This window comes from Streptomyces sp. NPDC007901 (assembly GCF_042959465.1).
Classification (GTDB): domain Bacteria; phylum Actinomycetota; class Actinomycetes; order Streptomycetales; family Streptomycetaceae; genus Streptomyces.
Map to the genome: position 1 here is coordinate 189,531 of NZ_JBIBKW010000016.1, position 19,643 is coordinate 209,173.

The 19,643-nt window shown below is 71.2% G+C and carries 11 protein-coding genes and 2 pseudogenes; 7 read left to right on the forward strand and 6 right to left on the reverse strand.

What is annotated here, in order from left to right; all coding sequences use genetic code 11:
- Positions 1-28 precede the first annotated feature (28 nt).
- The 4 genes from ACFZDK_RS39440 to ACFZDK_RS39455 all read left to right on the forward strand — a co-directional run bounded on the left by ACFZDK_RS39440 (position 29) and on the right by ACFZDK_RS39455 (position 7,627).
- Entirely contained in the window at positions 29-1,555 is a 1,527-nt protein-coding gene (locus ACFZDK_RS39440; protein WP_390979856.1) for a glycosyl hydrolase family 28 protein, read from the forward strand.
- Positions 1,552-4,662: an alginate lyase family protein gene (locus ACFZDK_RS39445; protein ID WP_390979858.1), complete on the forward strand. Its 3,111-nt coding sequence runs from the start codon at positions 1,552-1,554 to the stop codon at positions 4,660-4,662. Before ACFZDK_RS39440 ends, ACFZDK_RS39445 begins: the two co-directional genes overlap by 4 nt.
- Positions 4,663-4,691: 29 nt before the next feature.
- Positions 4,692-5,930: an alginate lyase family protein gene (locus ACFZDK_RS39450; protein WP_390979861.1), complete on the forward strand. Its 1,239-nt coding sequence runs from the start codon at positions 4,692-4,694 to the stop codon at positions 5,928-5,930.
- A 107-nt stretch (positions 5,931-6,037) separates the two neighbouring features.
- Positions 6,038-7,627 (forward strand): carboxylesterase family protein, encoded by a 1,590-nt coding sequence (locus ACFZDK_RS39455; protein WP_390979863.1) that lies wholly within the window; start codon positions 6,038-6,040, stop codon positions 7,625-7,627.
- Here the strand turns inward: ACFZDK_RS39455 and ACFZDK_RS39460 are convergent.
- From ACFZDK_RS39460 to ACFZDK_RS39475, 4 genes and pseudogenes are all read right to left on the reverse strand, one after another.
- Positions 7,574-8,632: a substrate-binding domain-containing protein gene (locus tag ACFZDK_RS39460; protein WP_390979865.1), complete on the reverse strand. Its 1,059-nt coding sequence runs from the start codon at positions 8,630-8,632 to the stop codon at positions 7,574-7,576. The two genes, ACFZDK_RS39455 and ACFZDK_RS39460, sit on opposite strands and share 54 nt — an antisense overlap.
- Positions 8,633-8,760: 128 nt before the next feature.
- The gene (mmuM, locus tag ACFZDK_RS39465) at positions 8,761-9,678 is read right to left on the reverse strand and encodes a homocysteine S-methyltransferase (RefSeq protein WP_390979867.1); all 918 of its coding nucleotides are present in this window, start codon (positions 9,676-9,678) and stop codon (positions 8,761-8,763) included.
- 79 nt (positions 9,679-9,757) lie between these two features.
- A complete protein-coding gene (locus tag ACFZDK_RS39470) occupies positions 9,758-10,063 on the reverse strand; it encodes an antibiotic biosynthesis monooxygenase (RefSeq protein WP_390979869.1) in 306 nt (101 codons plus the stop codon).
- Between the two features lie 67 nt (positions 10,064-10,130).
- Positions 10,131-12,232, reverse strand: a pseudogene (locus ACFZDK_RS39475) (autotransporter).
- Positions 12,233-12,439: 207 nt separating this feature from the next.
- Between ACFZDK_RS39475 and ACFZDK_RS39480 the strand changes: the two are divergent.
- On the forward strand, positions 12,440-13,849 hold the full coding sequence (locus ACFZDK_RS39480; RefSeq protein WP_390979871.1) for an RICIN domain-containing protein: 1,410 nt from the start codon (positions 12,440-12,442) through the stop codon (positions 13,847-13,849).
- 7 nt (positions 13,850-13,856) lie between these two features.
- Here ACFZDK_RS39480 and ACFZDK_RS39485 read toward each other — a convergent pair whose 3' ends face one another.
- Together ACFZDK_RS39485 and ACFZDK_RS39490 are read right to left on the reverse strand one after the other, a co-directional pair.
- On the reverse strand, positions 13,857-14,780 hold the full coding sequence (locus ACFZDK_RS39485) for a pectinesterase family protein (RefSeq protein ID WP_390979938.1): 924 nt from the start codon (positions 14,778-14,780) through the stop codon (positions 13,857-13,859).
- Positions 14,781-14,916: 136 nt separating this feature from the next.
- Positions 14,917-16,596, reverse strand: coding sequence for a rhamnogalacturonan lyase B N-terminal domain-containing protein (locus tag ACFZDK_RS39490; protein WP_390979873.1), 1,680 nt, complete (start codon positions 16,594-16,596; stop codon positions 14,917-14,919).
- A 713-nt stretch (positions 16,597-17,309) separates the two neighbouring features.
- On the opposite strand from ACFZDK_RS39490, the pseudogene ACFZDK_RS39495 reads away from it, so the two are divergent.
- Together ACFZDK_RS39495 and ACFZDK_RS39500 are read left to right on the forward strand one after the other, a co-directional pair.
- Positions 17,310-17,801 (forward strand): annotated as a pseudogene (locus ACFZDK_RS39495) (carbohydrate esterase); the annotation flags it as partial.
- A gap of 93 nt (positions 17,802-17,894) precedes the next feature.
- Complete coding sequence (locus ACFZDK_RS39500) at positions 17,895-19,595, forward strand: DUF2264 domain-containing protein (protein WP_390979875.1); 1,701 nt, start codon at positions 17,895-17,897, stop codon at positions 19,593-19,595.
- Positions 19,596-19,643 lie beyond the last annotated feature (48 nt).

A 19,643-nucleotide genomic window follows, 5' to 3' on the forward strand; every position in this document is an offset into this window, starting at 1 on the left:
CCGACCCGTTCACCGCAAGGAGTCACCGATGAACGCGCCCTTCTCCCGCCGCAGCGCCCTGCAGGCCGCCGGAGCCACCGCGCTCGCCGCCGGCCTGTCCGGCGGGCTGACCGCCACCGCCGCCCACGCCGAGGGCAGCGGACCCGCGCCCCAGCTGGTCACCTACCCCCGCCCGTCCGCCGTGCCGACCAACACCAGTTTCCAGGTGCGGGTGCGCACCGCCCCCGACGGCGACTGGCAGACGCTGGACGTCTACCGGCCGCAGTTCGAGGAGATCAACGCCAACACCGGCTCCGGCAAGGTCTACAACTCCTCGCTGGTGTACTTCGACTTCCAGTGCTCCGTCGAGGTCGAGGTGACCTACCTCAAGGGCGGCACCACCAAGGCCCGGGTGAGACCGGACTCGTACGGCATCAAGCCCGAACTCCTCGGCGACACCCTGCGGTTCACCCTCGACGAGCCCAAGGACCTCGTCGTCCAGATCAACGACGAGATCTTCGACTGCCTGCACGTCCTCACCAACCGGGTCGAGCACCACGCCCCGGCCGCCGACGACCCCGACGTCATCTACTTCGGGCCCGGCGTGCAGACCGTCCCCGGGGGAGTCCTCACCGTCCCCAGCGGCAAGACCGTCTACCTCGCCGGCGGCGCCGTCCTCAAGGCGACCGTCTACTTCAAGGACGTGGAGAAGGCAGCCCTCCGGGGGCACGGAATGATCTGGGCAGGCCCGGGCGGAGGCGTGCTGTGCGAGGGCAGCAAGAACATCCGGGTGGAAGACGTCATCATCATGAACCCCGGGGGCTACATCGCCACCCTCGGCGAGGCCCAGAACGTCCACATCAGGAAGGTCCGCGGCTTCAGCTCCAGGGGCAACGGCGACGGCATCGACGTCTTCTCCTCCAGCGACGTCCTCATCGACGGCTGCTTCCTGCGCAACTCCGACGACTGCATCGCCATCTACGCCCACCGCTGGGACTACTACGGCGACACCCGCAACATCACCGTGCAGAACTGCTCCCTGTGGGCCGACGTCGCCCACCCGATCAACATCGGCACGCACGGCAACACCGACGCCCCGGAGACCATCGACAACCTGGTCATCCGCAACATCGACATCCTCGACCACCGCGAACCCCAGATGAACTACCAGGGCTGCATCGCCCTCAACCCGGGCGACTCCAACCTCATCAGCAACGTCCGCATCGAGGACGTGCGGATCGAGGACTTCCGCTGGGGCCAGGTCATCTACATGAAGGTCATGTACAACACGAAGTACAACACCTCGGTCGGCCGCGGTATCGAGAACGTCTACGTCAAGAACCTCAGCTACACCGGCACCCACGCCAACCCGTCGCTCTTCCTCGGCTACGACGCCGACCACGCCATCAAGAACGTCACGTTCGAGAACCTCGTCATCAACGGCGTCGTCATCGCCGACTCGATGAAGAAGCCGAGCTGGTACTACACCACCGACGCCATCCAGTGGTTCTACAACGAGCACGTGACGAACCTCAAGTTCCTCACCACCGCCGAGGCGGAGGCGGCCGCCCAGTGAGCCCGCTCAGCCGCCGCGGCCTGCTGAAGTCCTCCGGCGCGCTGCTGCTCGCCGCGGGCACGAACACCCTGTTCGTGCCCGCGGCCCGGGCGGACGGCGACCTTGAGGGCTTCACCTTCACCCACCCCGGCATCCTGCACACGTCCGCCGATCTGGCCCGGATGCGATCCGCCGTCGAGAGCAGGCAGTCGCCCGTGTACGACGGCTACCTCGCCCTGGCCGCCCACGCCCGCTCCCAGGCGTCGTACACCGTCCAGAACACCGGCCAGATCACCTCCTGGGGCCGCGGCCCCTCGAACTTCCAGAACCAGGCCGTCGCCGACTCGGCCGCCGCCTACCAGAACGCCCTCCTGTGGGCCGTCACCGGCGACCGCGCCCACGCCGACAAGGCCCGCGACATCCTCGACGCCTGGTCGGCCGCGCTCACGATCGTCACCGGCGCCGACGGCCCGCTCGGCGCGGGCCTGCAGGGCTTCAAGTTCGCCAACGCCGCCGAACTCCTGCGGCACACCGGCTACGACGGCTGGAGCGACGACGGCATCGCGCGCTGCACGGCGTCCTTCCTCGACGTCTGGTATCCGGCCGTCTCCGGCTACATGCTCTACGCCAACGGCAACTGGGACCTGACGGCCCTGCAGACCATCCTCGCCATCGGGGTGTTCTGCGAGGAACGCACCCTCTTCGAGGACGCCCTCCGCTTCGCCGCCGCGGGCGCGGGCAACGGCAGCGTCCGCCACCGGATCGTCACCGACGCCGGCCAGGGCCAGGAGTCCGGCCGCGACCAGGGCCACGAACAGCTCGCGGTGGGCCTGATGGGCGACGCCGCCCAGGTCGCCTGGAACCAGGGCGTCGACCTGTGGGGCTTCGACGGCGACCGCATCCTCGCCAACGCCGAGTACGCGGCCCGCTACAACCTAGGCGGCGACGTCCCCTTCACCGCGGACCTCGACCGCACCGGCAAGTACCTCAAGACGGCGGTGTCGGCGACCGCACGCGGCACCCTGCCACCGATCTACGAGATGTACTACGCCCACTACGCGGGCGTACGGGGCCTGGACACGCCGTACACGCGGGCCGCCGTCTTCCGGGGCACCGGCGGCACCCGGGTCGTCGAGGGCAGCAACGACGACCTGCCGAGCTGGGGCACCTTCGCCTACGCCGGTGCCACGGCCCCCGCCCCGGGCGTGCCCGCCCCTCCGGCGGGCGTCACGGCCGACGGCGCCGAACGGACGGTGGCGGTGTCCTGGCTGCCGTCCGTGGGCGCGACGCGCTACGAGGTGCGGCGCGCCGGGCACCCCGACGGACCCTATGAACCGCTGGCCGAGGCGGCGGAGCCGTCGTACGCGGACGGGCGGGTGCGGCCCGGGCGGACCTACTACTACGCGGTCACCGCCGCCAACTCCCTCGGAGAGAGCGGTACGTCGGCCGTCGCCGTGGCGACCGCGGGACTTCCGGAGCCCTGGCGGACGCAGGACCTGGGTGCCGTCCGTACGCCGGGCTCGGCGCGCTTCGACGGCGAACGGTTCGTGCTGGAGGCGAGCGGCACCGCGGACACGTACCGCTGCGTGTGGCTGCCGCTGCACGGCGACGGCACGGTCACCGCCCGGGTCGTCTGGCCGCTGAGCTCGCAGTACGCCAAGATCGGCGTTACCCTCAGGGCCTCGCTCGACCCGTCGGACGCCCAGGCCTCGATGCTGATCCAGGGGCTGCCGCTGGCAACCTGGAGCGGGGTGTGGAGCGTACGGCCGTCGGCCGGTGCCGGGATCTCCTCGACCGGCAGCACCCCGTTGCCGCCGAGCCAGCAGCAGACGATCACCTCGGGCGCCGGCTTCCCGATCTCCGACCTGGGCGCGCTGCCCGCGTCGGCGACCCCGCTGACCGCCCCGTATGTGGAGGGGGCCGGGGACGGCTACCGGCTGCGGGCGCCCTACTGGGTGCGGGTGAGCCGGGAGGGGGACCGGTTCACCGGGGCGATCTCGGCGGACGGGGTGCGGTGGACCGAGGTGGGCACGGCGGTATGTGACATGGCACATGTGACATACGCCGGGCTCCTCCTCACCTCCTCCCTCGGCGTCGACCACGACTACGCCGAGACCGGCACCGGCGCCTTCGACAACGTCAGCGTCGTCTCCCGGGGCGGCGGCGCGGTGTGGCGCGTCCCGCGCCCGGCCCGCAGGGTCACCGACCTGGTGGCCGGGACGGCCATCGACGGTACCGAGCTGACCTGGACCGACCCGGACCCGTCGGCCCGCTACACCGTTCTGCGCGCCACTGACGCCCACGGGCCGTACCGGACCCTCGCCCGGGACGTGGGCGCGGTCGGTTTCGGCACCCGGGTCCGGTACACGGACGGCAGCGGTGCGTCCGGGACGACGTACCACTACGCCGTGGCCAAGACCAACTGCGCGGGACATGGCCCGCGTTCGGCTGCGGCGAGCGCGGTGATGCCCGCCGTCACGGCCACCACCACCGCACCGACGGCGATCGCCGCCCCGCCCCTGCCCGACCCCTGGACCAACGGCGACCTCGGCGACGTGATCCTCGACCGGAGCGCCTACGGCACCCTCGGAGTCGTCGCCGTCCTCACCCCCGGCGACGCGGCGTACGCCGACGGCACCTTCACCGTGCGCGGCGCGGGCGTCGACCTCAACGTCAACTCACAGGGCATGACCGGCCAGTTCGTACGACGGCAGGTCACCGGCGACTGCGAACTCACCGCCCGCCTGGCCTCCCGCTCCGGCGCCACCGCCGACCGGGTCGGACTGCTGATGACCAAGTCCCTCTCCCCCTTCGACCAGGCGGCCGGAGTCGTCGTCATCGGAGGCACCACCGCCCAGCTGATGCTGCGCCCGACCGTCGCCGGCGCCTCCGCCTTCACCGGCACCGCCGCCGTCCAACTGCCCCTGCTGCTGCGGCTGAAGCGCACCGGGACCGCCTTCGCCGCCGCCGTCTCCACCGATGACGGCGTCACCTGGACCGCGCTCGCCACGGGCACGATCCCCACCTTCGGTGACGCCCCCTACCACGTGGGCCTGGTGGTGTGCTCCCGCACGCCACTTGCCCTCGGCACCGCGCAGTTCGAAGAGGTGAGTGTCCGACTCACCTGAACTCCCCCCACCGAAGGAGAAGTTACGCGATGAGCCGCCGCGTACCACCCCAGTCAGACACCAGCGGATTGAGCCGCCGCGGTGTCCTGAAGTCCGCCGCCGCGCTTGCCGTAGCCGCCTCCGTCACCGCCCCCACGGTGGCCGACGCGGCACCTGCCACCTTCACCCACCCCGGCATGCTGCACAACGCCGGTGACATCAACCGCGCCAAGGTGCGGGTCGCCGCCGGCACCGACCCCTGGCTGTCCGGCTGGAACAGGCTGACCGCCAACTCCCACTCCGCGTCCACCTGGACGCCCAACCCGCAGGCCACCATCATCCGCGGAGGAACCGGCGAGAACTACGGCATCCTCTACAACGACATCGCGGCCGCCTACCAGAACGCCCTGCGCTGGAAGGTCGCCGGCACGGCCGCCAACGGCGACACCGCCGTGAAGATCCTCAACGCCTGGTCGGCCACGCTGACCACCCTCACCGGGAACGCCGACCGGTTCCTCGCCGCCGGCATCTACGGATGGGAGTTCTGCCAGGCCGCCGAACTCATGCGCGGCTACGCCGGGTTCGACCTGGCGGCGTTCCAGGACATGATGGTCAACGTCTTCTACCCGCTCAACAACAGCTTCCTGACCAACCACAACGACGCCTGCATCACCAACTACTGGGCCAACTGGGACCTGTGCAACATGGCCTCGGTCATGGCCATCGGGATCCTCACCGACAACGCGGCCAAGTACGACCAGGCCGTCACCTACTTCAAGTCCGGCGCGGGCAACGGCTCCCTCGCACACGCGGTGCCGTACCTCTACACCGACTCCGACGGTTACGCCCTCGGCCAGTGGCAGGAGTCCGGCCGCGACCAGGGCCACACCGTCATGGGCATGGGCCAGATGGGCGCGATCTGCGAGATGGCGTGGAACCAGGGCGACGACCTCTACTCGTACGACAGCCGACGCTTCATGAAGGCCGCCCAGTACGTCGCCAAGTACAACCTCGGCCAGGACGTGCCGTACACCACCTACACCTGGGGCACCGGGCAGAGCTGTGCCCAGTCCTCCCAGACGGTGATCTCCGACGCCTCCCGCGGCCAGATCCGCCCCGTGTGGGCGATGCTCCACTTCCACTACAACCGGCGCATCGGCCTCGACGACAAGTACATCTCCGCCATGTACTACGACCTCGTCGCCCCCGAGGGCGGCGGCGGGGACTACGGCTCCACCAGCGGCGGCTACGACCAGCTCGGCTTCGGCACCCTGATGTACGCCAAGTAGCCCCGAACGTCCGTCCGAACGCCGTGCGTGCCGGAATACCGGCAGCGGATGTGGTGCTCTTGTCGTACCGGCGTACCGGTACGCGCGGCGGGAGGAGCTGGTGGCGGATGACGGCAGACCGGACGGACCCGACGGACCCTGTGGCCGACACCCCGTACGGGGCGGTGCGCGGCAGATGGGAGCACGGCATCGCCGTGTTCCGCGGCATCCCGTACGCCGCCCCGCCCTTCGGGGAGCATCGGTTCCGCCCGCCCGTGCCGCCCGAGCCCTGGGACGGCGTCCGGGACGCGGGCGCCTTCGGGCCGACGGCGCCCAAACCGCCGTACTCGGAGGCGTTCGCGCAGTACCTGTCCGATCCGGTGATCCCCGGCGACGACTGCCTCAACCTCAACGTGTGGACCCCGGAGCCGGGCCCCGGTGCCCGGCTCCCGGTCCTGGTCTGGCTGCACGGTGGAGCCCTGACCAGGGGATCCTCGGCCGTACCGGTGTACGACGGTCATGCGTTCGCCCGTGACGGGGTGGTCTTCGTCTCGGTGAACTACCGGCTGGGGGTGGAGGGCTACGGACTGTTCCCGGACGCCCCGCCCAACCCCGGCCTGCGCGACCAACTCGCCGCCCTGCGCTGGGTCCACGAGGCGATCGCCGCGTTCGGCGGCGACCCGGACCGGGTCACCCTCTGCGGCCAGTCCGCCGGCGCCATCAGCGCCGGTGCGCTGCTCGCCGCGCCCCAGGCCCAGGGCCTGATCCGCAGGGCCGTGCTGCAGAGCGGCCCGCCCGAGGCCGCGGAGCGGGACAAGGTACGGCGCATGGTCCGCCGGATGGCGAACCGGCTGAGGATCCCCGCGACCGCCCAGGCCTTCGCCGAGGCCGACCGCGAACTGCTGCTGCGCACCCAGGCCGAGGTGGGCCGGCTGAGCAGCCCGGTGCTCGGCGGCCCCGCCTTCGGCATCGTCGTCGACGGCGACCTCGTTCCGCGCCACCCGCTGGAAGCCCTCCTCGACGGCCAGGCGGCCAGGGGCGTCGACCTTCTCATGGGCTGGACCCGCGACGAGTACCGGCTCTGGCTGGTCCCCGGCGGCCTCCACGACCACGTCGACCGGCTCGGCCCGGTCGCCTTCGCCGGTGCCATGGCCCGCTGCCACGTCGGCCACGAGGTGCCGCGCGGCTACCGCGCCCGGTACCCGGAGGCAGGGCCCGCCGAGATCGTCGGCCAGATGGTCACCGACCACCTGCTCCGCCTTCCGCTGCGCCGCCTGGCCGAGGCCCGCCCCGGCTCCTCGTACCTCTACGAGTTCGCCTGGCCCTCCCGCCGGCCCGGCCTCGGCGCCTGCCACGCCCTCGAGCTGGGCTTCGTCTTCGACACCGGCGACCAGCCCGACTCGGCCCGGCTGGCCGGCGAGGACGCCCCGCAGGACCTGGCCGACGCGATGCACGGCGCGTGGGTCCGCTTCGCGACGACCGGCGACCCCGGCTGGCAGCCCTGGGACGACACCCACCCGGTCCGCGTCATCGGCGACGGCGAGCCCCGCACGGTACCCGGCCTCCGGGACGACGACCTCGCCCTCTGGACGGCCGCGGAGCCCCGGCCGCCCCACCCCGACCGGTCGGCCGAACTCGCCCTCGCCGTACGCCGGTTGCGCCGCTCAATGGCCGCCGTGCGCCGCCACCGAGTCCCGTACGACGACATGCGTCCCTAGCAGCAGATGCTCGTCGGCCGACTCCCCGCCGTGCCCGAGCGCGGTGCGTACGGCGAGCCGCCCCAGCTCCTCGTAGGGCACGTGCACGGTGGTCAGGGCCGGGTGCAGATCACGGGCGAACGGAATGTCGTCGTACCCGGCCAGCGACACGTCCCCCGGCACCGCCAGCCCGGCCTCGTGCAGCGCGGTCAGCGCCCCGGCCGCGACCATGTCGGTGGCGGCGACCACGGCGCTGAACTCCAGCTCCCGCGCGAGCGCCTGCCGCATCAACCGGTGCCCCGAGTCCCGCGTGAAGTCCCCGTGCAGCAGCAGCGCGGGGTCGGGCTCCAGCCCCCTGGCCCGGTGCGCGGCCGCGTATCCCCGCTCCCGGCCCAGCGCCGTCGTGTGGTCCGGCTTCCCGCCCAGGAACAGCACCCGCCGATGGCCCTGCGCGAGCACATGGGAGACCAGGGCAAAGGCCCCGCCCTCGTTGTCGTACTCGATGACCGTGACCGGCGCGCCGGGCCCGAGCGGCGGCCGCCCGCACAGCACCAGCCGGGACCCCGCCGAGGCCAGCGAGTCCGCGATCCGACGGGTCCGCTCCCGGTACTCCGGCGTGTCCGCCGCCCCGCCGACCAGGATCACGGCCGCGGCCCGCTGCGCCCTCATCATCTCGATGAACTCCAGCTCACGCCGCACATCGCCGTCCGTGCTGCACACCAGACTCAGATGCCCCAGCCGAGCCGCCTCCCGCTCCACCCCGTGCGCCATGTGCGCGAACGACGGCCCGGTGATGTCCTCCAGCACAAAGGCGAGCGTCGGCGTCCCGGCCCCGGCCACCGCCCTCGCCCGCGCGTCGGCCACATAGTCCAGCTCCCGCACGGCACGCAGCACACGCGTACGCGTCGCGGCACTGACCGGGTAGTCCCCACCGAGCACCCGCGAAACGGTCGACGCGGACACCCCGGCCCGAGCGGCCACATCTCTGACAGTGCTCCGGCCCGCATCATCGCTTTTCCTGGTCAACCCCACCCCCGCCAACCGGTTCCCCCGGGGACAGTAGCGCCCCTTCAGGGGCGCGGGGAACTGCGCGACCGGCCCCCCACGGCCCGCAGCCGCCCTCCATCCGCACCCTCACGGCGAACAGGCGCCCCTCACACCACCCGCGCGATCCCGGCGATCCCCTCCGGCCCCACCCGGCAGCACCCCCCGATCAACCGAGCCCCCGCCTCCCGCCACCCGGCGACCTGCTCCGCCGCGAACGTCGACCGCCCCGTCCACGCCCGGGCCTCCGCATCCCACACCTCACCGCTGTTGGGATAGACGACCACCGGCTTCCCGGTCACCCGCACCGCCGTCTCCACCGCGAACTCCACGTCCTCCGGCGCACAGCAGTTCACACCCACGGCGATCACCTCGTCCACGTCGGCGGCCAGGGCGAACGCCTCCTCCAGGGGCTGCCCCGCCCGGGTCCGCCCGCCCGCCACGCTGTACGACAGCCAGGCCGGCACCCCCAGCCCCCGCACCGCCCGCAGCAGCGCCGCCGCCTCGTCCGCGTCCGGCACGGTCTCCAGCGCGAGCACGTCAGGACCCGCCCCGGCCAGCACCTCGATCCGCGGCCGGTGGAACCGCTCCAGCTCGTCGACGCTCAGGCCGTACCGCCCCCGGTACTCGGAGCCGTCCGCGAGCATCGCCCCGTACGGCCCGACCGACGCGGCCACCCACAACGGCCGTACGATCCCCTCCTCCCGCGCCCGCCGCACCGCGTCCCGCCCCAGCTCCACGCTCAGTGCGAGCAGCCGTGCCGCCTCCTCGGGTCCGATCCCGCGCTGGGCGAAGCCTTCGAACGTGGCCTGGTAGCTCGCGGTGATTGCGACGTCCGCGCCCGCCCTGAAGTACGCGAGATGCGCGTCGCTGACCGCGTCGGGCCGGTCGGCCAGCAGCCGTGCCGACCACAGCTCGTCGCTCAGGTCGTGTCCGGCGGACGCCAGCTGGTTGGACATACCGCCGTCGAGGACGACCGTCCCGGCGGCGAGGGCTTCGGCGAGGCTGGGGGAATTGTCGCTGGTCATGTCTCCGACGCTAGCCGACCCGCCACCGAACGGCCGACCACGCCCACGGTACGAACACACCGCACGCCACCATGATCCGTCAGCCGTCGGCGCCCAGGCCCCCCGCGATGGTCAGTTCGCGGCTCGTGAACTCGCCGGTGAGCAGGGGCATGGCGGTCGCGATCGCCTCCTTGGTCTCGGGCAGCCGCAGGGACGCGTCGTGGTGTTCCTTCGACTCCCAGATCTCGGTGACCACGATCGCGTCCGGGTCGTCGGCGGCCAGGCCCACCACGTAGCTACGGCAGCCGAGCTCGCCGAGGCGGTCGGTGCCGGAGAGCAGGATCGCGACGACCTCGTCACGTCTGCCGGGCCGGGTCCGCATCGAGCCGATGTAGCCGTAGGCCATGTCGTGCCGCCTTCCTCAGAGGTGCGTGGTCCGGCGCCCATCATGGCGCAGGACCACGCCCGCACCGTCACGCCGCGTGCCGTCCGCCGCCCTTCGTCCGGCCCTTCTTCTGGGTGCGCAGGCCCGCCGGGACCATCAGGCCGCCGAGGAGGCCGAGGGCGAGGGCGTACGGCCACCAGCCGAAGGACTCGGAGGAGTCGGCGGCGGAGCGGGTGGTCACGGTCGGGGGAGCGGTGGCGGGGGAGCCGGTGAGGTCGTCGCTCTTCGTCGTGGCCTTGGCCGACCGCGCGTTCAGGACCACGTCGTTGCCGTCGCCGCCCCGGTAGGTGATCCGGTAGACGGTGTCGGCCAGTTTCACCTCGGTGCCCTCGGGCAGGCCGTCGAAGGCACCGGTGGTGCGGGCCGTGCCGGTGTGGTCGATCACCGTGATGTGGCGGGCCGGGGACGTGCCGGCGTCGGACAGGTCGAAGGCGCCGGCCAGGGTGAGGCGGCCGGTCACCTTCAACGGCTTGTCCCGCAGGACCAGTTCGCCGCGCCTGTGCTGGGTGTAGTCCCCCTTCACCGTCAATCCGCTCGCCACCAGGCTGTCGTTGGTCACCGAGCCCCGCACCGTGCCCGTGCCCGAGAGGCTGGTGGCGACCCGGAGGCCCGCCGTGCCCACGTCCAGCTTCGCGCCCGCCGAGGTGAGCCGGATCGCCTTGCTGTGGGCGAGCGTCGCTCCGGAGCGCAGGGCCAGGGTGCCCTTGCTGACGGTCGTCGTCCCCGTGTACGACACCGAGTTCCCGGTGAGCGTGGTCGTCGCCGCGCCCGACTGGACGAGGGCGCCCGATCCGCGACGTACGCCAGGGTCACGGGCGTCGACGTGTTGCGGACGTACAGCGTGCCGTCGTTCACGATCCGGCGGGTCGGCGTGCCGGTCAGCAGGGAGCCGTCGCCGCCGCGCGCGCCCGAGCCCAGCCGGAGCACCGCGCCCTTCTCGACCGTCGTCGAGCCGTCGTAGTCCTGGGCGGCCGCGAAGGTCACGTCGTTCCCGCGGGTCCCCGCGACGACGATGTCCCCGGCGCCGGGCGCGGCGAGCGTGTCGTGGTAGCGGCCGCCGCCGATCGGGGCGCCCAGCGTCACCGGGCCGTCGTAGTCGAAGGTGAGCCGGGACCGCCGGCCGCTCGCGGCGTGCAGGTTGATGTAGACGGTGTCCTTCGTGCCCGGCATGAAGATGCGGTGGGTGGTGCCGTCGCCCCAGTGCACGTCGGCGCCCTCGATGTTGGTGCCGCGCTTGTTCAACTGGTGGGGAATCGCCTTCCAGTTGAGCGAGGGGTCGCTGAGCGACGGGTCGGTGTCGCCGCCTTGGTCGCTGTAGCTGTACTGCCCGGTGAGGACCACCTTGCTGCCGGGCCGCGAGTGGACGTTGACGTCGCTGCCGTACTCCCGCTGGTAGAAGTTCTGGCGCAGGGTGACCGTCTGGTACAGCGGGGTGTCGATGATCCAGGAACCCTGGTTGAGGATCGCGCGGGCGGCGGGCAGCGCGACCGGGTACTCGGGGCGGCCGACCGCCATCCCCGTGCCGTTGTCGATGACCCCGGAGAAGGGGTGGGTGCCCGCCAGGTCCAGGGTGCCCCACATGCCGCGGGGCTGGGTGACCAGGCCGGAGCCGCTGATCGTGCCGATGTTGAAGGTGCGGGTCAGGGAGAGCCGCAGCGTGCCGTCGACGCGGATGTTGAGCTGGTTCAGCCGGTAGCCGGGCGTGTCGTACGGGAAGTGGCCGAGCAGTCCGGTGCCGCCGCCGGTGCCGTACTGCAGGGTCGTACCGCGCTCGACGGTGATCGCGGGCGGGTCGGGGTGGGTGACGGTCGTATACGGGTGGTTGCCGCCCTGGGTGCGGACGATCTGCCGTTGCCGTGCCTTCGGCAGGGTGAAGTCGCCGTCCTTGGTGAGGATCAGGGTGCCGCCGCCGCGCACGGTGAGCGTGCCCTCGCCGCGCAGGACGCCGTCGTAGGTCGTCGTGCCGGCCGGCACGACGACGACGGTGTCGCCGGTGAGGGTCACGTCCCGGCCGGCCAGCACGTCTGCGGTGACGTCCCGGGGGCCGGCGGCGAGGGCCGGGGGAGCGGAGGCCAGCAGCGCGGCGAGGGCGCCGGCGACCGCGGCGGTGGTGTGGAGAGGGGTGCGCACGTGAGGGGAGACGGGGGCGGGTGGTCCTCGATAACAGAAAAACAGGCCTGGGCGGCGATCTCTTGGAAATCGCTTTCCCTCATGTCTCGTCAGACCCGTTGACCCACGGGTAACACACCCTTACCTTTTCGGCGATCACAACGTTCGTCATACCACCTGTCGTTCGGAATCCCGAACCGCAGTCCTTCCCCCCAAGGAGCGTGTGAGATGAGACGTGCGTACGCGGTCCTGCTGGCCCTCTGTCTGGCGGTGGTCGGCGCCCTGGCCACCGCGGGACCCGCCGCGGCGGCCTCCCAGACCGTCACCAACGGCACCCAGTTCACCGACACCTCGGGGAACATCGTGCACGCCCACGGCGGCGGGGTCATCAAGGTCGGCTCCTATTACTACTGGTTCGGCGAGGACCGCAACTCCGACAACACCTTCAAGTACGTGGACGCCTACCGCTCCACCGACCTGAAGACCTGGGAGTTCCGCAACCACGTCCTCACCCAGTCCTCCGCCTCCGAGCTCTCCACCGCCTACATCGAACGCCCGAAGGTCATCTACAACGCCTCCACCGGCAAGTTCGTGATGTGGATGCACAAGGAGAACGGCGTCGACTACAGCGAGGCCAAGGCCGCCGTCGCCGTCTCCGACACCGTCGACGGGAACTACACCTACCAGGGCAGCTTCCAGCCGCTCGGCCAGTACATGTCCCGGGACATCACGACCTTCGTCGACACGGACGGCACCGCCTACATGGTCTCGGCGGCCAACGAGAACTACGACCTGCACATCTACAAGCTCACGTCCGACTACACCGCGATCGACAGCCTGGTCGCCAACCCGTGGGCGGGCGGCCACCGCGAGGCCCCGGCCCTCTTCAAGCGCAACGGTGTCTACTTCATGCTGACCTCGGGCGCCACCGGCTGGAGCGCCAACCAGCAGGAGTACGCCACCGCGACCTCGCTCTCCGGCCCCTGGACCTCCTGGAGCAACGTCGGCGACTCCACGGCGTACAACTCCCAGACCGCCTACGTCCTGCCGATCAGCGGCACTTCGGGCACCTCGTACCTCTACATGGGCGACCGCTGGGGCAACTCCTTCGGCGGTACGGTCAACGACTCCCGTTACGTGTGGCTGCCGTTGACCTTCCCGACCGACACCTCGATGTCGATGTCCTGGTACCCGCAGGTCTCCGTCGACACCGCCGCGGGCACGGTCAGCGGCACCAGCGCCACGTACAACACCCTGATCGCCCGGCACAGCGGCAAGTGCGCCGACGTCCCCAACCAGTCGCTCTGGGAGTCCATCGCGATCAGCCAGTACACCTGCAACAGCGGCACCAACCAGAAGTGGTGGTTCAAGGACCTCGGCACCGGCTACTACGAGCTGATGGGCCGGGGCAGCTCCCTCTGCCTCCAGGAGAACTCCACCAACGTCACCCAGGAGGACTGCACCGGCGCCACCACCCAGCAGTGGTCGGTGGTCACCTCCGGCTCCTACGTCAACATCAAGGCCCGGACGACCGGTGAGTGCCTGGACGTGAACGGCGCGTCCACCGCCAACTCGGCCGCCATCATCACGTACACGTGCAACAGCGGCACCAACCAGCAGTGGACACGCGGCAGCTGAGTGGAGATCAGCCGACGGGATTCCAGCCGTCCGTGCCCGCCAGGTACTTCCGGGCCGTGTAGTTCGCGGCCTGGGAGTCGGTGAGCTGCGGGCGGTTGGAGTTCACGCCGGCACCGGCCCCGGTGTTCCGGTACTCGAAGAACCGGGCGTTCTTCCAGGAGTAGCCGCTCATGTCGGTCCACGGTCCGGCGGTCTTCACGGCCGCCGGCAGGGAGGTCTGGCGGATCACCAGCTGGCCGACCGCATCCGACGTCGGATGCCAGGGGCGGCCCAGGTAGTAGGTGTTCGCCGCCGCGGAGCTGCTGATGGTGCTGCCGGTGACCAGGAACCCGTACGTCTTCGCGGAGCTGGTGTTGGGTGCGGCGAGGAAGCCGTTCAGGCCGCCCGCGGCCGCACCCGAGTTGCGCAGCTGGATGTTCACGCGGTCGTAGACGGCGGTCGCGTTACCGAAGATGAAGTCGACGTCCCCGGTGACGAAGGACGAGGAGAAGTACTGGCGGTACTGGCCGGTGGCGGACGGCGCCCAGTTCAGCACGGTGTCCTGGCGGCTGATGAACCGGGCGTTGCGGAAGGTCTGCCGGTCACCCTGCGCGGTCACCGCGACGGCCTGGGTGTCGGTGAGGTTGTTCGCGGAGAAGGTCGCCACCGAACTGCCCAGCGTGCCGTACTTGTTGCCGTTCGCGTCGGTGTAACCTGCGGCCCGGTCGTAGGTGATGACGACGTCCTCGGCGTTGCCGGTGGCGCCCTTCAGGGTGAGCCCCGTCTTGGTCACCGGGACGTTGACGATCTCCTGGTACGTGCCCTTCGCGATGGAGACCGTGTCACCGGCGGCGGCCGCGTTCACCGCCGCCTGGACGGTGGTGTACATCCCGGAGCCGTCCTTGGCGACGGTGAGGGTGGCAGCGGCGCTGGCGGGCCCGGCCAGGGACAGCGCGGCGAGCCCGAGGGCCGCCGCGGTGCCGGCGGTGAGCGCCGTGGTGCGGCGCCGGGCGGGGGTGGAGGGCTGCTGCTCGTGCGAAGCGGTCGTGTCCCCAAGTCGCCGCCCGGCCCCGGGGGGTTGCCGGTTCTCAGGCCAGCAGGTCGATCGCGTCGATCGAGGTGCCGGCGCTGAGGAAGGACGTCGTCCCCGAACCGCTCGCCACGTAGATCTTCAGCGTGTTGTAGGCGCTGGTGTCCGTCAGCCAGGCGGACGCCGGGACGCTGTAGGTGAACGTGTTGTTGTTGCCCCGGTAGGAGCCCACGGTCAGCGACCGGGTGTTCGGCTGGGTGGGCGGCGAGGGCACGGCGGAGGTCCAGGTGTCGTTGACGACGACCTGTGGCCGGCCGTTCGCGTAGGCCGTCGTCACCCCGATCCTCAGGGTGTGCGCGGCGGCGGCCTGGGCGGCCGTCAGCTTGAAGTAGACGATGATCCCGCTGTTCACGTCCTTCCACAGGTAGCAGGGGAAGGCCGAGGTCTCGGTGCCGCTGCCGATCACCACGTTCCCGGTCCAGGACGCGGCCCGGACGTCCGACGGATGCGCGTACGTCATCAGGTCGGCGTTCTTGAACCCGCTCGGCGTCCCGTCCCAGTTGTTGATCCGCCAGATCGCGGAGGCGTTGCTCGGGTCGTTGGAGGACGCGATCGCGATCGTGTTGAGGGTGGTCGTGGTGCCCGCCATCACGGTCACCGAGCCGGTGTGGACCGCCAGTTCACCCTTGAAGACGGTGAGGGTGTACGTCCCAGGCAGCACCCCCGCGATCGAGAACCAGCCGTCCGAGGAGCGTGCCGAACCCCAGTACTGGGCGGCCGAGTTGGCGAGGCCCACCGTGTACGCGTACGCCGTGTCCCGCCCGGAGATGCCGACGCCCGCGACCCGGCCGCGGCCGCTCGCGGAGACGTACCCGGAGATGCCGAGCGAGTCCGCCCAGGAGGTGGTGAGGGTGCCCGCGAACAGCGAGGAGGAGGGTGCGCCGCCGTCCGTGAGGGCGATGATGTACGGGCCCTGGAGGCCGTAACGCTCGGACTCGGTCTGGTTCTCGCCGTAGTACAGGATCTCGTACAGACCGCCGCCGTCGGCACTCTGATGGCGCAGCAGCGAGCGGTAGAACGGGCCACCGGAGGCCTTCTCGTGGTTGCTGCGCACGACCCACAGGCCGACGCTGCCGGTCGTCCAGCCGACGTAGTTGTAGTCCATCACCCGCAGCTTCGAGTAGTGCTTGGAGCGGGTCTGGCCGTCGGACTTCTCGAAGACGTCCGCGGACTCGATGGTGGTGGGCGCGTAGGTGTAGGAGTCCGGCTCGTCGTTGAGGAACAGGCCCGCCTTGACGCGCACGATGTACCGGGTGGCGGAGACGGACGAGTCGGCCTTGTTGGTCCACAGGTAGACGTTGTTCTCGCCGCTGCGGGCCGCGTAGTAGTGCTTCAGCGTGCCGTACGCGACCGAGACCAGGATCGTGGTACCGGACTGGGCGATGGTCACCGTGGAGGTGCCGAGGCCCGACTCGACGTGCGAGTTCTTGCCGCCGTAGCCCTGGTACTCGGTGCCCTTGTAGACCAGCGAGGTCAGGTCGCCGTTGGTCTTGCTGACCTTGAAGACCAGGCTGGCGCCGGTGTCCACGACGTAGTTGGAGCCGTCGTCCGACCAGCCGAAGCTCGCGGCCGACGCGCTCTCGGCGAGCGGTCCGGCGAGGGCCGCGGTACCGGCGGCGGCCGCGCTGCCGAGGACGAAGGTGCGGCGTCCGAGCGGTCTCCCGTTCATTCCGGACATGGGGGTGCCTCCTTCGGTGGGGCGGGGGTGCGGGTGTCTGTGAGGGTGGCAGTTGAATCGATTTCGCGAAAGGGCTTTCGGCTGCATGGAGTTGGCAATCTTGTGAAACCGGTCCAAGGTCTAGAAAGCGCTTGCGGGTGCGGGTACGGTCCTCGCCAGGCCATGTCGCCCCGACGGAGGAGTCCCGGGTGAGACGTTTCAACCCAGTACGTGCCGCCGCGCTCGCGGCGGTCGTCCTCGGCACCTGCCTGACGGCCGCTCCCGCCGCCCAGGCCCACGGCGGGCGGCCGCGGGTGAGCGTGTCACCCGCGGCGGCGTCGCCAACTACGCCGATTCCGGGGGAGGTACGGTGACCTACCTCCAGAACCGTTCCTGTGGACTGAGTCCGCTCAGCCGCGCGCCCCGAACGGTCTTGGGCGCACTGGTCCCCGGCGTACTCGACCCCGGGGCAGCGACACGGATCCTGTCCGTGGTCCGATCCCGGGAGGCCGGTTCCCTCACGACCTGGCCGTATGGGTGTGGCCAGAGGCGACGGGGAGGCCCTGAACCATCACTCCGGTGGAGCAGGGGCCCCGCACGCTGGCGCCGCACCCGGTGTCCCGGGTCGCACGATCACCGTAGCCCGCACGGCCCAGACCCCCGCAAGCCCAGACGCCCACCATCACACGATCGAGTTAAAGCGCCCTTGTGCCCGGTCCCGGCGACCAGCTGGCGACCCCCAGCTCTGGGGTACTGTCCAGCCGTTGATCCGCCCGGGCGACCTGGTCCTGATCCAGCTGGCGCACAACGACAAGACCACGGACGAGGCCACCTACCGGGCGAATCTGGAGACCCTCGTGGCGGGCGTACGGGAGAAGGGCGGGCGGCCGGTGCTCGTCACACCCATCGTGCGCCGCTGGTTCAACTCCGACGGCACGCTGAACAATGACATCGCCCTTCTGGTCAACGGGCTCGGCGTCAATCATCCTGAGGTGATCCGCTCGGTCGCCGCCGCCGAGGACGTTCCGCTGATCGACCTCACGGCGAAGACCAAGGCGCTGGTCGAGTCCCTCGGCGTGGAGGGCTCCAAGGCGCTGTACCTGTACAACGAGAAGAAGGACAACACGCACACCTCCGCGTACGGCGCCACCGTCTACGCGGGCTTGGTGCGTGACGAACTGCTCGCCCAGCACCTGGTGCCCCGGGGCACCGTGCGGGCGCGATGAGCCCCTGGGGCGTCCCGACCGGAACCGGGGCGCCCCAGGTTCAACCGGTACGAGGTTCGGTACGAGTTCTGGTACGAGCGAGAAAGAGCACCGATGCAGCTGCCTCCCGAGGACCGCCGTCCCAGCCCTCTCACCGGCTACACCCGGGCCCACTGGGAGGCTGCGGCCGACGCCCTGCTCGCCGCCGTGGAGCCCTACGCCACCGAGGACCGCGCCCTCTACCACCTCCCCGGCGACCACGAGAGCTGGTCCGGCCGGCTCTCCGACGGCCTGGAGGGCTACGCCCGCACCCTGCTCCTCGCCGCCTTCCGCCGCGACGAGACCGCGCTCCAGCGGTACGCGGACGGGCTCGCCGCCGGTGTGTCGGGCGTCTGGCCGCGTATCGGGGACCGCAGCCAGCCGCTCGTCGAGGCCGCCTCGATCGCCCTCGCCCTGCGCCTGACCCGCCCGCTGCTCTGGGACCGGCTCGACGACGCCGTGCGCCAGCGCGCCGCGGCCTGGCTCGGCGACGCGCTCACCGCCGAACCCTGGCCCTGCAACTGGGAGTTGTTCCCGGTCACGGTCGGCGGCTTCCTGGCCGAGATCGGCCACGAGCCGGAGGCCGCGCACAAGGCGGTCGACCACGGCCTGGCCCGCATCGAGGACTGGTACGTCGGCGACGGCTGGTACACCGACGGCGACGGCCGCAAGTTCGACTACTACAACGGCTGGGCGATGCACCTCTATCCCGTGCTGCATGCCTGGCTCGCCGACGACACGGAGCTGCTCGACCTGTACGGCGGTCGTCTGGAACGCCATCTCTCCGACTACGCCCGCCTGTTCGGCGGTGACGGCGCCCCCCTGCACCAGGGCCGCTCCCTGACCTACCGCTTCGCGACCACGGCCCCCCTCTGGCTCGGCGCGCTCACCGGCCGCACCCCCCTCGCCGCCGGGGAGACCCGGCGACTGGCCTCCGGCGCCCTGAAGTACTTCCTCTACCGGGGCGCGGTCGACGAACAAGGCCTGCTGACCCTGGGCTGGCACGGCCCCGACTCCGCCGTCCTGCAAGGCTATTCGGGCCCCGCCTCCCCCTACTGGGCGAGCAAGGGCTTCCTCGGCCTGCTGCTCCCCGCGGACCACGACGTGTGGACGGCGACGGAGGAACCGGGCCCGGCGGAGCGCACGGACGCGGTCACGCCGATCGCCCCCGCCAACTGGCTCCTCCAGTCCACGCGTGCGGACGGCGTGGTCCGGCTCCACAACCACGGCAGCGAGGACGTCCGTTACGACCCGTACTACACCCGGCTCGGGTACTCGACCGTGACGCGGCCCTCGGCGTCGTACGACAACAGTGTGCTTGTCGGCGGCGATCCGAGCCGGACGGAGATCGAGCCGCTGGGCGTGGGGGAGGGCTGGGCGGCCTCGCGGCACACGGCCGGTTCGGGCGCCGCCCGGGTGACCGCGGTCGTGCTCGCGCACGGGGCCGTGGAGGTGCGTGCCTTCCTCGTGGCGGGCGCCGAGCCCGGGACGTCGGTGCGGGTGACCGGGTGGGCCGCACGGGAGGGCCTGCGGGCCGAACTGCTGCCCGCCGTGGGCCTCGACGACACGCTGAGCGGGGTCACGGGAGAGGGGCCGACCCTGTTCGTGGCGCTGAGCCGGCTCACGGGTGCGGAGGACGAGTTGCCGCTGGGGGAAGCGGTGGCGGTGCGCGCCGCAGGGGAAGGGGAGTTGACCGTTCGGTGGCATGAGGGTCCCGGCGTGCGGGTCCGGTGGCAGGGGTCCCCGGTGGTCGTGGAGGAAGCCGCGCGGGACTGAGCCGCCTCGGGCACCGAGGCTCCGAACGTCCCTCGCCAGGGCCTCCTG

Bases quoted from the DNA above. Each gene is read 5' to 3' on its own strand.
- ACFZDK_RS39440 (WP_390979856.1), top strand. From the start codon at position 29: ATGAACGCGCCCTTCTCCCGCCGCAGCGCCCTGCAGGCCGCCGGAGCC.
- ACFZDK_RS39470 (WP_390979869.1), bottom strand. From the start codon at position 10,063: ATGGCCTACGGCTACATCGGCTCGATGCGGACCCGGCCCGGCAGACGT.
- ACFZDK_RS39450 (WP_390979861.1), top strand. From the start codon at position 4,692: ATGAGCCGCCGCGTACCACCCCAGTCAGACACCAGCGGATTGAGCCGC.
- ACFZDK_RS39455 (WP_390979863.1), top strand. From the start codon at position 6,038: ATGACGGCAGACCGGACGGACCCGACGGACCCTGTGGCCGACACCCCG.
- mmuM (WP_390979867.1), bottom strand. From the start codon at position 9,678: ATGACCAGCGACAATTCCCCCAGCCTCGCCGAAGCCCTCGCCGCCGGG.
- ACFZDK_RS39500 (WP_390979875.1), top strand. From the start codon at position 17,895: ATGCAGCTGCCTCCCGAGGACCGCCGTCCCAGCCCTCTCACCGGCTAC.
- ACFZDK_RS39490 (WP_390979873.1), bottom strand. From the start codon at position 16,596: ATGTCCGGAATGAACGGGAGACCGCTCGGACGCCGCACCTTCGTCCTC.
- ACFZDK_RS39480 (WP_390979871.1), top strand. From the start codon at position 12,440: ATGAGACGTGCGTACGCGGTCCTGCTGGCCCTCTGTCTGGCGGTGGTC.